Annotated in this window: 16 protein-coding genes, 1 pseudogene and 1 riboswitch; of the genes and pseudogenes, 7 read left to right on the top strand and 10 right to left on the bottom strand. The window is 36.6% G+C overall.

Going from position 1 to position 13,710, the window contains the following annotated elements; all coding sequences use genetic code 11:
• The first annotated feature begins 51 nt into the window (after positions 1-51).
• Positions 52-531 (top strand): PAS domain-containing protein, encoded by a 480-nt coding sequence (locus tag ACY3XC_RS23840; protein WP_464870791.1) that lies wholly within the window; start codon positions 52-54, stop codon positions 529-531.
• A 230-nt stretch (positions 532-761) separates the two neighbouring features.
• Here ACY3XC_RS23840 and ACY3XC_RS23835 read toward each other — a convergent pair whose 3' ends face one another.
• Both ACY3XC_RS23835 and ACY3XC_RS23830 read right to left on the bottom strand, forming a co-directional pair.
• Positions 762-1,643 (bottom strand): aldose 1-epimerase family protein, encoded by an 882-nt coding sequence (locus ACY3XC_RS23835; protein WP_464870790.1) that lies wholly within the window; start codon positions 1,641-1,643, stop codon positions 762-764.
• A 295-nt stretch (positions 1,644-1,938) separates the two neighbouring features.
• Positions 1,939-2,424 (bottom strand): hypothetical protein, encoded by a 486-nt coding sequence (locus ACY3XC_RS23830; protein ID WP_464870789.1) that lies wholly within the window; start codon positions 2,422-2,424, stop codon positions 1,939-1,941.
• Between the two features lie 618 nt (positions 2,425-3,042).
• Here ACY3XC_RS23830 and ACY3XC_RS23825 point away from each other — a divergent pair.
• On the top strand, positions 3,043-3,513 hold the full coding sequence (locus ACY3XC_RS23825; protein WP_464870788.1) for a RidA family protein: 471 nt from the start codon (positions 3,043-3,045) through the stop codon (positions 3,511-3,513).
• Between the two features lie 1,096 nt (positions 3,514-4,609).
• Here the strand turns inward: ACY3XC_RS23825 and ACY3XC_RS23820 are convergent.
• The 3 genes from ACY3XC_RS23820 to ACY3XC_RS23810 form a co-directional block, all read right to left on the bottom strand.
• Positions 4,610-4,750, bottom strand: a complete 141-nt coding sequence (locus ACY3XC_RS23820) for a YjcZ family sporulation protein (protein WP_095251751.1) — start codon at positions 4,748-4,750, stop codon at positions 4,610-4,612.
• A gap of 217 nt (positions 4,751-4,967) precedes the next feature.
• Positions 4,968-5,063: a YjcZ family sporulation protein gene (locus tag ACY3XC_RS23815; protein WP_464870787.1), complete on the bottom strand. Its 96-nt coding sequence runs from the start codon at positions 5,061-5,063 to the stop codon at positions 4,968-4,970.
• Positions 5,064-5,127: 64 nt separating this feature from the next.
• A complete protein-coding gene (locus tag ACY3XC_RS23810; RefSeq protein ID WP_464870786.1) occupies positions 5,128-5,235 on the bottom strand; it encodes a YjcZ family sporulation protein in 108 nt (35 codons plus the stop codon).
• A 497-nt stretch (positions 5,236-5,732) separates the two neighbouring features.
• A riboswitch (SAM riboswitch) is annotated at positions 5,733-5,842 on the top strand.
• A 105-nt stretch (positions 5,843-5,947) separates the two neighbouring features.
• On the opposite strand from ACY3XC_RS23810, the gene ACY3XC_RS23805 reads away from it, so the two are divergent.
• Positions 5,948-7,204 (top strand): homoserine dehydrogenase, encoded by a 1,257-nt coding sequence (locus tag ACY3XC_RS23805; RefSeq protein WP_464870785.1) that lies wholly within the window; start codon positions 5,948-5,950, stop codon positions 7,202-7,204.
• Positions 7,205-7,410: 206 nt separating this feature from the next.
• On the opposite strand, the gene ACY3XC_RS23800 is transcribed toward ACY3XC_RS23805, so the two are convergent.
• A complete protein-coding gene (locus ACY3XC_RS23800; RefSeq protein ID WP_464870784.1) occupies positions 7,411-8,076 on the bottom strand; it encodes a polysaccharide lyase beta-sandwich domain-containing protein in 666 nt (221 codons plus the stop codon).
• Between the two features lie 154 nt (positions 8,077-8,230).
• Between ACY3XC_RS23800 and ACY3XC_RS23795 the strand changes: the two genes are divergently transcribed.
• Positions 8,231-8,524 (top strand): hypothetical protein, encoded by a 294-nt coding sequence (locus ACY3XC_RS23795; protein WP_464870783.1) that lies wholly within the window; start codon positions 8,231-8,233, stop codon positions 8,522-8,524.
• 744 nt (positions 8,525-9,268) lie between these two features.
• Here the strand turns inward: ACY3XC_RS23795 and ACY3XC_RS23790 are convergent.
• Entirely contained in the window at positions 9,269-9,523 is a 255-nt protein-coding gene (locus ACY3XC_RS23790; protein WP_464870782.1) for a magnesium chelatase domain-containing protein, read from the bottom strand.
• Positions 9,524-9,944: 421 nt separating this feature from the next.
• Entirely contained in the window at positions 9,945-10,091 is a 147-nt protein-coding gene (locus tag ACY3XC_RS23785) for a hypothetical protein (protein WP_464870781.1), read from the bottom strand.
• Between the two features lie 410 nt (positions 10,092-10,501).
• On the opposite strand from ACY3XC_RS23785, the gene ACY3XC_RS23780 reads away from it, so the two are divergent.
• From ACY3XC_RS23780 to ACY3XC_RS23770, 3 genes are all read left to right on the top strand, one after another.
• The gene (locus ACY3XC_RS23780; protein WP_464870780.1) at positions 10,502-10,867 is read left to right on the top strand and encodes a CidA/LrgA family protein; all 366 of its coding nucleotides are present in this window, start codon (positions 10,502-10,504) and stop codon (positions 10,865-10,867) included.
• Complete coding sequence (locus ACY3XC_RS23775) at positions 10,864-11,553, top strand: LrgB family protein (protein ID WP_464870779.1); 690 nt, start codon at positions 10,864-10,866, stop codon at positions 11,551-11,553. The genes ACY3XC_RS23780 and ACY3XC_RS23775 overlap by 4 nt, the downstream gene beginning before the upstream one ends.
• 94 nt (positions 11,554-11,647) lie before the next feature.
• Positions 11,648-11,896, top strand: a complete 249-nt coding sequence (locus ACY3XC_RS23770) for an HPr family phosphocarrier protein (RefSeq protein ID WP_464870778.1) — start codon at positions 11,648-11,650, stop codon at positions 11,894-11,896.
• Between the two features lie 325 nt (positions 11,897-12,221).
• On the opposite strand, the gene ACY3XC_RS23765 is transcribed toward ACY3XC_RS23770, so the two are convergent.
• Both ACY3XC_RS23765 and ACY3XC_RS23760 read right to left on the bottom strand, forming a co-directional pair.
• Complete coding sequence (locus tag ACY3XC_RS23765; protein ID WP_464870777.1) at positions 12,222-12,647, bottom strand: hypothetical protein; 426 nt, start codon at positions 12,645-12,647, stop codon at positions 12,222-12,224.
• Between the two features lie 395 nt (positions 12,648-13,042).
• A pseudogene (locus ACY3XC_RS23760) lies at positions 13,043-13,687 on the bottom strand (S8 family peptidase).
• Positions 13,688-13,710: the final 23 nt, after the last annotated feature.

Raw genomic sequence — 13,710 nt, 5'->3', positions numbered from 1 at the left:
GTACTATTATATTCTTCTCATAAAGGAAGATTGCATAAAGGAGTGTTATAAATGTCTGAAGCTAAATTGTCAGAATTAATTAGTCCTGAAGCTGTCATTAATTTTGAAACGGGTGCACTGAAAGCAAGCACTTTGGATTCAATTATCAATCTTTTACCATTTGAAATGGGTTTTTGTGATGCTAACGATATTTTCCGCTGGTATTCAAATAATCCAGACCGTGTCCATGGCCGTCGTAAAGAAGCAATTGGTCGCCCTGTGCTTGAGCTTCACCCAAAAGTGGCTCATCACGTTGAAAAATTGTTGAATGATTTCCGTTCTGGAGCACGCAACGAATGGGAATTTTGGTTTCCAAAACGCTCCGGTGATGAGAGTGGTCAAATTTACCAAAAATTCATGGCAGTACGTGATGAAAATGGAAAATACCTTGGCTGTATGGATGTGACCATTAATCTTGACCTCTTCAAAGGAAAAGAAGGTAAACACACCCCTGAAACTATTAACGAATTTATAGCAATTAAGCCTGAATAAAAAAAATTTTTTTCAATTTGAGAAGCGTTGAAAAACACATTGGATCCCCCGATTCAATGTGTTTTTCTTTATATGAAAATTTTGGAACAAAGTTTAACGAAACCAGCGCCATAGACAAATTTAAAAATGAAGTTACAAGTTATCCTATAAACATGTTCTTCGAAAAAACCGCATCTATTTATGATACGGTTCACCCCGATTTATTCGAAACGCAATGTAAATCTGCTCCTTTAATAAAACTTCATTGTATATTCAGCTTGAAAGGTTTCTCCGGCTCCCAGCTTATTCACACCAAACTTCTCCTTTAGGTTTCCTGTTGTATCATATGTATCTGCTATGCCATACCAGGGCTCGATGCAAACAAACGGAGCGATCGTCCCATCTGTTTCCATATATTTCGACCAAATCCCAACAAACGGAAAACCTTGTAACATTACCTCTACACCATGACGTGACTGATTAGATACCAATGTAACTTTATCGATATTGCTGTAAATAAGAGCATCGCGCTCAAATAGTGAGCTTGTGAGTGGAATCGTTGAAAGATCAATAGCGGTCCCTTTCTCATGAATGAGAGCATCCTTTATCTCATATTCCATCACACTCTTATTTACCGCAGGTGTAAAGTGCAAATGGTAATCTTCAATGGTTTCATTTTCTATTAGTGGAACCTTAAATGCAGGATGTGCTCCAATGGAAAAATACATCGCTTCCTTGTTTACATTCAGGATTTCCCACTGGACAATCAGCGAGTCCGCCATGAGACGATATCGAATCACCGCTTTAAATTCGTATGGATATACATGAATGAAGCGTCCAAGAGACTCAAACACAAAAGAGGCCGTTATTGGTGTTTGCTCTTCCACATCGAATTCAACGTCACGCAGAAAGCCATGCTGCGACATCTTATAAGTCTGACCATCCAGTTGATAGTGGTCTTCCTTTAACCGTCCCACAATCGGAAATAAGACAGGTGAGACTCGTCCCCAATAGGCCTCATCCCCTGTCCACATATAATCCAGCCCATTTTTCTTATGCGTCACTTTACGTACTTCTGCTCCGTGTCTGACAATATCAACCTTCAACCAATCATTTTCAATAACAATCATCATTTTCCCCTCATCTCTTTGTCTGACATTTCATATTCATCTTATCCTCTTAAGACCTGAAGTAAAAGTGGAATGGTACCAGACCTCATAATATAAAAAGGGGGGCTTCTAACACCGCAAAGTGATAGAATCCCCTTCTTTTACATCTATTTACTAAATCAATACAAATATCACCATTTTCGCTATACCATCTTTTCGACGCTTCTTAGAAATATAAAGCTAAAACTTAAATGAGGAAGCCACCAGAAGCAGAAAATTTTTATCGAATGTCGAACTACTAACACAAAACTTTAAAAGACTATCCTGCTTCTCTCTTAGGTTTTGAATGAAACATATCCTCTTGCCACTTATAATAGCCATAAATTACTATGGAAAAAAAGACAAATAGCATAAATCGCTCCCATACAGTAATGTTAACTAGCTCATAGACGCCTAATACTTCTTGAAACAAATAATGTAGAGGAAAAACAGCAAACATGAAATCTATGATGATGTTAGTAACAAGATATTTCCAAAACTGACCATATGTATAATGGAAAACCCATAAAGTTATCACTGGAAAAACACCAAATACACCAAAAACAAGTAAAGGTTTTAACCAGGGAATCATTGTCTCATTAATTACCCAATGCTTTTGATTATTGGCGACCACATTATATATAATCATTAAATAGGATGCAAAAATCGCTGCAGGCATAAATCGTTTAATATTTTCCTTCTTAACTAAAAACAATGTGAACCATGGAGCAAATAATAAAGTCCATAATAATATTTTATTTAGCAAAGTAATCTACCTCTTTTACAGCATAATACTTTTATTATTTCAGTCCCCTTTAGATATTATTCTTAAGTATGCTGTGGAATATATTCAAGGATTGCCATAAATAAAGAAACCCATACTCTCTCTCCCCTTTTTACCAGACCCACTTCTCGACAAAATCCGCCCTACAAAGGATGATTAATAAAATGTGTGGCTGTTAGGAATCATCTTCAAAACTAACAATAAAAACTAACAAAATACATATTATTACAAATATAAACAAGCTGTTATACCAACTAATCGCTTGTTTAAAAGTGTTGCAAATCCTTTTAAAAAGCGAACCTTTTCCTGTTGTCATGAAAATTTATTGTCGAACAAAACGCGCTTGTATTTCTACTCATTGTTCTAGCATTTCATATTCATCTTATACTCATAAGACCTGAAGTAAAAGTGGAATGGTACCAGACCTCATAATACAACTATCACCATTTTCACGATACCATCCCTTGCTGCCTCCATTTATTCACCGTGCATCATTTTTAACATGTTTTAGAAGGATTTCTGGCAACGCCTCTTGAATATAAGACGTAAATTACTTTTTAAAATCTATATAAAAAAAACAACCTTGAGAGGAGCAAGAAATTGAATAATATTGATCAACGTTTACAAGATTTAAATATCGAATTACCGGAAGCAGCTGCACCTCTTTACCATTATGTACCCGTAATGATTCATCAAGGTGTAGCCTACATTAGTGGACAAGTACCTAGAATAAATGGAGAGGTTCCTTTTCAAGGTAAAGTAGGTAGAGAGGTTACCATTGAACAGGCCCAGGAACTAGCTGAGATGTGTGTGCTAAAAGGGCTTAGCAGTTTAAAAGCGGCAATTGGCAGCCTTGACAAGGTTGAACAAGTATTAAAAGTAACAGGCTATGTTCAGACTGCACCAGGTTTTTCTGAACCATCAAAAGTTCTAGATGCTGCTTCTGAATTATTAGATAAGATTTTTGGCGATAAAGGGCATCATGCTCGCACAGCTGTTGGAGTAGCGGAACTCCCTAGTAATACTCCGATTGAGATTGATTTTATCATTGCAGTAAAACAAGAGGAATAACCAGGAGATTTCTTAGCGAGAAGCATGAGGAAAATATGGACGGTTCGAGATCACTGGACAAGTCCATTTTTGAAAAACAAGAAGGCAATTACCTACTATATGTAGATAACTGCCTTCTTGTATTTATTATATAATGATGAAAATTCATGTTCATTGTTCAAATTAACGACTTTTCCAGTGGTCTCGGACGGTTCTCCTGGCATTATATATAAACGATGACCACAAGAACCGTCCCCGATGTTCTTTGCAAATTTTCATTCAATATTTGCACATTTTTTGGCTTTTATTTTTCAAGAAACAAACCTCATTTACTTGTGGTACGGTTCACCCCGATTTATTCGAAACGCAATATAAATCTGCTCTCTAAAATCAGTTTTTGAAAGACAGCTGCTCATTTGATTTTTTACTACTTGGTCACTTATACCAAAGATCTGCTGATAATAAAGCTATCTCTAGAGTTTCTCAACAATAACTGGAAATCCCCGGATGGTTCCTGGTATCCGATTTTTGGGACACCCAAAGTTTGGAACCCACAGGCCATGACCTCGACTTCATTCTTCTTGGGAAATCGGAAATTTTGCGAAAAAAATCTTACACTAAATTGTACAAAAGCCCGACTAGAACCTATCCCCTATTCGGCTTTTTCACGCGAAAAACTGCCGATTGTCCCTTTAAAAAACCGTCCCCCAGGCTCCCTTTAATGAAACTTCATTATATACTCAGCTTTAAGGTTTCTCCTGCTCCAAGCTTATTCATACCAAATCTACCTTTCTTATAGTCTTATTCTCCTTTGTTTCTTCGTCCACCAGCTTCTGAAATCTGTTTTTGGGAAGCATATTCTCCTGGCACGACGGTATTGTTCAATAACCTTTCTTGTGATTGCATGCCGACCTTAAGTATTGCTTAATAAATTAAAAAATTCTTCAAAATAATGCTTAACCCATATGATTTTTCACATGAACTGATGCATAAGCTAAAGTGTAGCCGAAGCCCCATAGCTTTCCATTGCACATTCGCCTTAATGAAGAAAAGTCTCGAACAAAAAAAGCCCTTGTAGGGCTTTTTTGTATTCTAATATAAGCGTAATTGTCTTTTCTTAAAAACAGATAACAGCTCCAACGATGATTAACAAGATAAACAATACAACGATTAAAATAAAATCGTCACAGCGGTCTGTACCGCCGTAGCCATAACCACAGCAAGCACCTAATCCACCGTGTCCACCATATCCAAACATTTTATAGCCCTCCTTTAAACTTATTCCTTACAAAATATGTTGAGAAATTAAGGAGGGAAGGGCTCTTTCACTAGAATTTTGTGAGGACGAACTCATAACTTATTACGAAATCTGCATTATGCAGCGAATTTCATACATAGTCCGCAAAGCCAAAAATTTCTCACAAAAAAGGTGACTAAATTTAAACTAGCCGCCTTTTCCATTTCAATAATTCAAATTAGTACTTGAAAGACATGAAAGAAGTTCCTACAATGATTAGGAGAATAAACAATACAACGATTAACGCAAAAGACTTTCCAGATCCGTCGCTCATACATAACACCTCCAGAAATGAGTTTACTTGTAAAAATCGTACCGTTCGGTTAATTCAACATTTATCAGAAGCTTGCAAGTACAATAATTAAAAGAATAAACAATACAACAATTAATACAAAGGAATTGCCGCCGTAGCCATAACCGCCGTTGTATCCAGAACACCACCACATATCTTTTCACCACCACTTAAATACTTGTAAGAAAAACAATTTCACTATGTATATATATTTCAGTAGTACAAGAGTGGTTTGGACAAATATCATATTTTGGACAAAATCAACAGTCGCCATAAAAATGCAAAAAACGTCTGCAATACATGCAAACGTTCTTTAGGAGGTACACCCTTATGAAAGAGGTTGTGGATGGTGCTATGGTGGGTAATATAACTTATGCGTTCATAATAAAGGTGAATGGACAAGTGCTGATTAAAAGTAAATAATTCAATAAAGTTTTATCTTGATCCTGTAATTTTTCATTTGAATGTAATACCCATGTAATTTCCAATCAAAAGGAGTTAGAGAAATTACATCTCAATCTAACAAGAACAATTAGAAAGGTATAAAAAAGATCATATTAATTTGTAAGAGGCTAAGTATGATTTAAAATTTTCATAAAATTAAGTTGACTCTGACTGTTTACCCTGATAATATTTGTATTAATTTAATAAGTCTTATCAAGAGTGGCAGAGGGAAAGGCCCTGTGAAGCCCGGCAACCTTCAAACAAATGTTTGAAAAGGTGCTAAGTCCTTCAAAGTATTTTACTTTGAGAGATAAGTGACGGAATTTTTTTTATGGAGCCGCTCTATCTCAGTGATAGAGCGGCTTTTATTTTTCCACTTTTCTTAAAGACTTATATTTCTTTATTTTTGAAAGGAGTCAACAATGACAAGAATTAGAGTGGCATTATTAGGATTAGGTACAGTAGGGTATGGGACTTATACCGCATTAATGAATCGAGAGGAACGATTATCTTCACTAGCGGGGAAATCCTTTGAAATCATAGGTATCTTAATTAAAAATAAAGAAAAGCCTCGCTCCATTGATGAAAATGTTATGATTACGACAAGCTTCGATGAAATGATAGAAAAGGGTAATCCAGATGTAGTTATAGAGGCTATGGGCGGAATTGAACCTGCTTTATCGTATATAAAACAAGCGCTTCAGAATGGCTGTCATGTAGTCTCAGCAAATAAAGAATTAATTGCAAGTCATGGAAAAGAAATAAGGGAAATAGCTCACACGAACGGGGTGCGATTTATTTACGAAGCAAGTGTTGGCGGTGGAATTCCTGTTTTAAGAACCATTAAAGAGCTGCTCGGTGGAAATCAAATTGAGAGCGTAGAAGCTATTTTAAATGGAACAACAAATTTCATTTTAAGTCATATGAGAACAACAGGTGATTCCTTTCCAGAATCCCTTGAACTTGCTCAGCAGAAAGGATATGCAGAACCTGATCCAACGAATGATATTGAAGGCTTAGATGCATTTTATAAAGCGATGGTATTAAGCGAGTGGATCTTTGGAGAACAACCTGCTTGGGAACAAGTGACCGTACAAGGAATAAAAGGTATTTCGCATGAGGAAATCTTATTAGCAGATCAGCTTGGACTTCGCCTTAAGCATTTAGTACTTATTGACAGTCATTTGAATGTAGAAGTAAAGCCTGTATTCGTTGACAAGGATCATCCTTTACACGGAGTCGAAAATGTTGATAATGCCCTTCGAATAAAGACAGATTTGCTTGGATACTTAACTTTACAAGGAGCAGGCGCTGGAGCAGAAGCTACTGCAAGTGCGGTTATTGAAGACTTATTATCAATCTATCTGACAAGGGAAAACAAAAATTATCAATATTCAAGAATTACAAAGAACACATACGAAAATGAAGCAGTAACTCAAAAAGTTTATTTATTATTCTATCAATCCACCAACTTACAAAAAGAAATAATTTCACAACTACATGCTCAGGGCGACATTATTAAAACAGATCAAAGCTCTATCTTAAAGAAAGCTTACATTCTTTTTAAAGGTGATTTGACACACTATGAACACCCTTTACTCCTAAACAAATATGAGGTTAAAATCTATAATCAAAGCACAAGTACTCTTTTAATCCAGCCGGAAAAAGTGAAATTATGAGGTATCACCGTGGACACCCTTGCGTTAAGCTACTGTTACTTCTGCCTTCACAGTTCGGGACTTGCACCCTATAGACTGCACCCATGCTAAGGCGCACAAATAAAATAGCCAATGCTTAAAAAGCTTGGCTATTTGTCATTTCTTTATTTACTTTTTAAATTATCAAATGTATTTGCATTCAGAATTACTTTCAATCTAATTAAGTACTAATGTGATTCCAAGAGCATCGTTTTACTTAACAGAAAATTAGCAAAAACAGGGTTGATCTTTTTCCCAAATTGAGCTCGAACTTCATTTTCAAGAGCTTCCACGCCCAAATATACTAACCTACTGTCATCTTTGTGTTTTTGAATGCGCTCCACCTTTGAAATTAAACTGTTATAGATTCCGTCATTCATGATCCAGCCGTTTTGATAGCCGAAATCGATAACTTGATCTAACCGTTCAATATCATTCATCTCATCCACTTGGAATTTCACAACGTGCGATTTACCGATAGCTCCGGCAACATTGACCTCTACTTTAATCGTAGGAGATGTTTGCAGAACGTTTACGGTGTCATCTTTACTAATGACAGATAATCCTGTTTTATCCAATTCAATGATGACTGTGTTTTGCTTCTGTGTTGGATCCGAAACAGACAGTGTCAATTCTCCTTTTTCCTCCTTCACCATTACAGAGGAAGGATTCTCAGCTGTGATGATATCTGCCGTTCCAGCAGCAAAAAAGTTGGCAGCGGTTATTCCAAGCGTCGTTTCTTTAACTGAATGAACATTCTTTGTATTGCTTAAGATCGTTACATTTGGATTCTGGCTGTATGATTCTACATCTTCTTTATTTTTATTTGGAAGCAGTACATACGAATAGGACACCCTAAAGAAACTAATAATCTTTTAAAAACTAATAATCAAAAGAGTACTAAACGTAACGAATCGCCGATTGAACTCGATCACACTTTTGTTAGTAATAAAGTTCCACAAGCATTTGTCCAGCTTGTAAAATACTTCTTCTCGGATGCGAAAATGATTGAAGAATACTGGCATATGGTGCAAATCGCTGCTTTTCGATTTTCAATGTAACCAACACACAGAGGACGTTCTCGCTATCGCGATTCAGTCTTTTAAGCAACTAATACGAAAATTAAAATCTACCAAACTGGTAGTAAAACCGATTGCCTTCTTTTATGGAATCTTAACTAACAAATTAAAAGAACTCTATCTCGAACAATTATCTGAAAACAGATGTGAGAGTAATCCTTTGCGTTATGTGCTCGGAAACGGCGAAGTCATGTACTATGATTGGCTGCACACAGAGTCATAATTTATGGAAGTGGCGATTCATAACCGTCATTGCAATCCATATTCAAACAATCTGCCTTTGTTTTTTCTTTAACATCGTACTCAGTTTGTCAATGAACTAGCTGACCCTTATCTTATGGAATCACTAAAACCTCTTTTTATCGACAAAGTCTGCTAACAATATTCCCAATCAATCGTTTGATTAAAAGAGCCTAAAACTGTTTTGATAAACGGAATTAGAATTGTTTTCCGGGAAATTTTTTGTCGAGGATTAGAACAGTTCCTTAAGACAAGCTATCAGTAACTTTCAGCAAAGGTTAGATTTTTACAATAGCAGACTAGAAATGACATGAATGGGTTTACTCAAAACGTTTGATTAGTTTGGGGAGGAATACAGTAGTAGCATGGATTTCCGTTAATAATTAAGTGCGAGGATTGTGGGACCTCAAAATCAAATTTTACAACTTGTCTTTTGAGTGTTCTGTTGATTTGAGAAAGATTGTTATAGTTATCTGCTCGTCCTATTCTTTTCTCTTGCTAAACACTCACTGGAATAAATAATAAATGAACCAATGGTGTCTTTTTCTGCTAGTTAAAAAATTTCTTTCTTATAAATAGCATTTCGCGTACTACAGTACGTGGATGGATTTTGATAGTCATAATGTAATGGTCTCCTTCAAGGAACAACTTAATGGATTTGCGAGAGAAAGCAATCTCATTTGGAAATGTCGCTTTGGTGAGGAAAGAGAAAAAGAAAAACCAAATCCTATTTATTCAAACTAAAACTAGATGCAGTTAAGAGAGTGAAAGCTGGTGAAAGATTAACGACAAGCTTTTGATCGGTAAAATCTTCACCAAAGTGATAAAGTGCAGCTAACACACGTTCTCTAGACTCCTTAACAGAAGCATCCGGCAACCCTACAATCACCATCGACTCCTTACCTGGAGATATCCTCACTTGCCCTTGAACCCGATAACCCTCAAGCCCTTTTAAACCAATACTAGAAACATTGACCGTCATAAAACAGCCTCCAAGCATAATTTTTTTAAAGTTAGGAAAATAAACACAGGATTAACATAAATGTCTACGGTGGAGATAGATGAATAATGAATGAAATAAAATAATAGCGGTTCGTGATGAAGATATTAAAGATATAGTTGAAGAATTATACGAAGTATTTCTTTGCTATATTTCTACAAAATATTCGAAAATCCTGCATAGAGTATGGAAAAAATAAAATAAAATGCCATTTAGATAAATGTTTCGTTTATTAAAAGGTTATCAATCCTCGAACATAATCCGAGGAATACCAGTGCATGGAGAGGTTGAATCCCTTCTCTCCTGGAATAATTTTGTGTATAATGGACATATAATAAAAAAGAGAAGTGCTGGTAACACTTCTCCATGCAGCTTCTACCGTCAGGGTAGTGGTTGTCAATGTTTATATTTTATCTGAACCACCCTTGTGCTTGCGACGGCGTAGGGTGGTTTTCCTGTCTTCTAGAACATTCTTCCGAAAAAAATATGCGCAAACTTCCCGCACCATTCCCTTCAGAACCTCTCGTAGAATTTCAAGAAATGTTTCCATGATTATCACCTCCTTCCGCAATTACGGAAAGAAGACTGACAACCAACACCCCAACAATATTCAACTGCAACTACATTCTATCAGTGTTTAGCTATCTAACAACCTATCAATCTTCGACAAATATCGGGGAGTGACAGGCACCAGAATTTAGAATTTTAAGTGGGGAGGGTAAGAATCTTCTTCCGTATAGCAGACGAAAGGATTTCCAACATCCGTTCCCGAAATAAGGAAATTTTATAAATAAGGATGAACTGTTTTCATATTAGGAGGCAGTTTTATTGTAAGATTTTCTTACGTTTTTTGGGTTTGTTAAACAAAATTTATGTAATGTTTTCTTACTTAATCGCTGACACGGGTTCAAGGTTACCTTAAACTGAAATCAACAAATCATAACAGGGGGGGCGGGTAAAGTGAATCTAAGTTGGTTTTTGCAGCTTTTAATCATTTTAGGATTTTTAATACTCGGCCATGGTATTGTTACAGTTTCTCACCTTCCCTTGCCAAGTAGTGTCGTTGGTATGCTTGTGCTATTAATCTTCCTCTTAACAGGAATGCTGAAACTAGAATGGATTGAAAAAGCCTCTACATTTCAGTTAAAACATCTTACATTATTGTTTATTCCACCTATTGTAAGCCTCTTTTTATCCTCAAGTTTTCAGGAGACCCTCCGATTGAATGTTTTAACTATATTAGTTGTGAGCAGTCTTTGTTGTTTGTTAGGTACAGCCTTCGCTGTGGAGTGGTATGAAAAAATAAAAGGGAGAAATGCAAAATGATACTTCTAACTGTAAATGCTGTTTTCTGTATCGCCATCACCTTAGCCTGTTACTTTCTTGGTCTGCGATTCTATCGTAGATATCCAAAAGCTTGGTTGAATCCTCTGTATACATCATCTCTTCTGCTGATTTTTTTGCTGATCGTTTCGCCGATCCAAGAAGGAGCTTATCAGCAAGGAAGTTCAGTATTTAGTCCGTTGCTACAGCTGGCTGTTGTCTCATTAGCTGTACCGCTTTATAAGCAATGGCCTTTTTTGAAGAAAAACTATAAAAAAATCTGCATCGGCGTAATGAGTGGGACAGTCTTGGGAGTTATAGCTGTATTAGAGATGTCCCGCATTTACCACTTGCAGGAACAGTTGTTGGCATCCTTGATTCCTAGATCTGCTACTCTCCCAATTGCATTGACTATATCTAGTGATCTAGGGGGAATTACGTCGACCACAGTCTTGTTTGTGATTACGTCTGCCCTAATTTCCTTAATCATCGGCCCAATTTTATTAAAAAAGTTGGGTATAAAAAGTAAATCTGCGAAAGGGCTGGCAATGGGAACCTCAGCCCAAATGCTTGGGGCTAACCGTTCTCTCCTATGGGGGGAAGAAGAAGGAGCAATGGGAAGTGTTGCGATGACTATATCAGCATTGTTTCTTACTATATTAGTACCGATCCTCCCATACATTTTATAGATATAGAAGGATTTTTATAAAACAATTTAGAGAAAAATGATTATTATCTCCATGGATTTTAATTAATAATACTATTAATAAGGATGGGATCAAATTGACAATCAAGGAAGAACAGATTCTTTGTCAGAAGCTCACCCATGGGACAATTATGAAATTAGTGGAGAAAGCTAATGAATTTGAGAGCACTATATTAGTAGAAATGCATCACAAACGTCTAAATGCCAAAAGTATATTAAGTATGGCTATGTACGGTGGCACAAATGGCAATATGACTATTTTTGCTTATGGAAAAGATAGCGAAGAAGCTGTTACAGCATTAAAGACAATTTTCAATAATTGTTAACATCTCTAACGTAAGTTACCTAGACTGAATGATGTTCAGGCATGTGTTCAGTCTTTTTTTGTTTTAAAATTTAATTCCTAAATAACAGGACGCACAAAACAACAGATAAATGTCTCTCAATCTTGCTATTCTAATTAATGATGTAAGGGAGTATATACACATGGATTCGCTTGAAAAATAAATAGTGCATAAAGGTGTAGTTCAGAAAAATGCGGATTTACAACGTTAAGGAACTCAAAATATAAAAAGCCTAATTTCTCGGGGGTTAAGTGAGAAATTAGGCTTTAGTTACTTCATTAAAGCGTCCAATAGTTGAAGAAGCAACTTATTTTGAATTTAATAATTCTCCACCCTTTGTTTCATAAAATTTCAATGACTTACCTGTTTCGGTTTGCGCGGTTCGCGGATAATATTCCACTTCACAGTAGTAGCTGCCTTCCTCTGCCCCTTGATAATTTTCAGGAAACATAATGTTATGGTTTTCAAATTCCACCGAAGTATGTCCACCCCTTGCACTTTCAAATACCCAAACTTCACAGGTCCCTTTATATTGTTCCGTTTTATTAGCTAAGACGTTTGGCAGGTCCAACAAAGAGTGAACAAATAGAGCCCCAGATAGAAGAATCAAAAAGACCAAGACAAGAATATTCTTGATTTCTATCTTATATGAATTTCCATTTTTCTTTTTCAGTTTGTATAAATGCCAAAGATAAGCTGACATCCCCACAAGCATTAGGAATGACAATACCATTAAAAAGAAATACTCCGTCAATGTTCCTCAATTCCCTTTTTAGAGTTTCTTTTTATACGTTTCCCGAACCAATGATGTTTCAATCCACACCTTGCCAGATTAACCCAACAATAAGGTTTCAATCCTTGTTCAATTATTCTGCCTTTTTAGTTTTAGTATATTTCTTCACAATCCTATGACAATATTAACCTGAACCGTCCCCATGTACACATCAAATATCCATCCTTCCTGTGCTAAGTTCTCTACACCCCTTCTTATGTCTATATACAAGGATGTATTCATAAATGCCATTCATCAAGACAACGAACCCAATCGTTCTCCCTTCAGAATAGTTCTAATACTAATGTAATCTAGCAAACATCGACAAATATCGGGGAGTGACAGGCACCGGAACTCTAAGCATCAGTTAAGGGTGCTGCCATCGATGTCCCAGTAAGCCTTTTGGTGGAATTATTTAAATAAGTACTCAAAATATCAACACCTGGAGAAGTAACCTCTACTGTTGGTCCTACTGAAGAAAAATCAGCCCACTTATTGGATTGGTCAATCGCTCCTACCGCAATAACGGAATCATATGCAGCTGGATAACCTACTGTACTGGTGTGTGGCTCGTACCCTGTATTACCAGCAGAGGCTACAATCAGAATCCCTTTTGAATACGCCATATCCAACACATCCTTCAACATGTTGGAGGGGGTGTCTGATCCAAGACTTAGATTAATAATATCGATATCATTTTGAACAGCCCAATCAATCCCAGCGATTATATCTGAAACATACCCTTCGCCGTTGTTATCCAATACCTTAACGGCTTAGAGTGAGGCGTCTGGGGCCACTCCAACCGTGCCTTTAGTATTGTTAGCTGCTCCTATAATTCCTGCAACGTGCGTTCCGTGACCATTATCGTCATCATAAGAAGTCGTATACGGAACAAAGGCAACCCCATTTGTTATATTTAGGTCCTCGTGGCTTGTGGATACTCCAGAATCAATAATGGCAATCTTCTGCCCTTTTCCCGTAAAGCTTGCCTGCCAAGCGATTGGGGTACGAATTTTTTCATTAC

This window comes from Bacillus sp. CZDM1 (genome assembly GCF_055502545.1).
The sequence above is the reverse complement of the archived record's forward strand: the minus strand, read 5'-3'. Positions and strand labels throughout refer to the sequence as shown.

What these genes read in the sequence shown, in the direction of transcription:
- ACY3XC_RS23840 (WP_464870791.1), top strand. Translation starts at nt 52, where the DNA reads ATGTCTGAAGCTAAATTGTCAGAATTAATTAGTCCTGAAGCTGTCATT.
- ACY3XC_RS23835 (WP_464870790.1), bottom strand. Translation starts at nt 1,643, where the DNA reads ATGATGATTGTTATTGAAAATGATTGGTTGAAGGTTGATATTGTCAGA.
- ACY3XC_RS23820 (WP_095251751.1), bottom strand. Translation starts at nt 4,750, where the DNA reads ATGTTTGGATATGGTGGACACGGTGGATTAGGTGCTTGCTGTGGTTAT.
- ACY3XC_RS23815 (WP_464870787.1), bottom strand. Translation starts at nt 5,063, where the DNA reads ATGAGCGACGGATCTGGAAAGTCTTTTGCGTTAATCGTTGTATTGTTT.
- ACY3XC_RS23810 (WP_464870786.1), bottom strand. Translation starts at nt 5,235, where the DNA reads ATGTGGTGGTGTTCTGGATACAACGGCGGTTATGGCTACGGCGGCAAT.
- ACY3XC_RS23805 (WP_464870785.1), top strand. Translation starts at nt 5,948, where the DNA reads ATGACAAGAATTAGAGTGGCATTATTAGGATTAGGTACAGTAGGGTAT.
- ACY3XC_RS23790 (WP_464870782.1), bottom strand. Translation starts at nt 9,523, where the DNA reads ATGACGGTCAATGTTTCTAGTATTGGTTTAAAAGGGCTTGAGGGTTAT.
- ACY3XC_RS23785 (WP_464870781.1), bottom strand. Translation starts at nt 10,091, where the DNA reads ATGGAAACATTTCTTGAAATTCTACGAGAGGTTCTGAAGGGAATGGTG.
- ACY3XC_RS23775 (WP_464870779.1), top strand. Translation starts at nt 10,864, where the DNA reads ATGATACTTCTAACTGTAAATGCTGTTTTCTGTATCGCCATCACCTTA.
- ACY3XC_RS23765 (WP_464870777.1), bottom strand. Translation starts at nt 12,647, where the DNA reads ATGGTATTGTCATTCCTAATGCTTGTGGGGATGTCAGCTTATCTTTGG.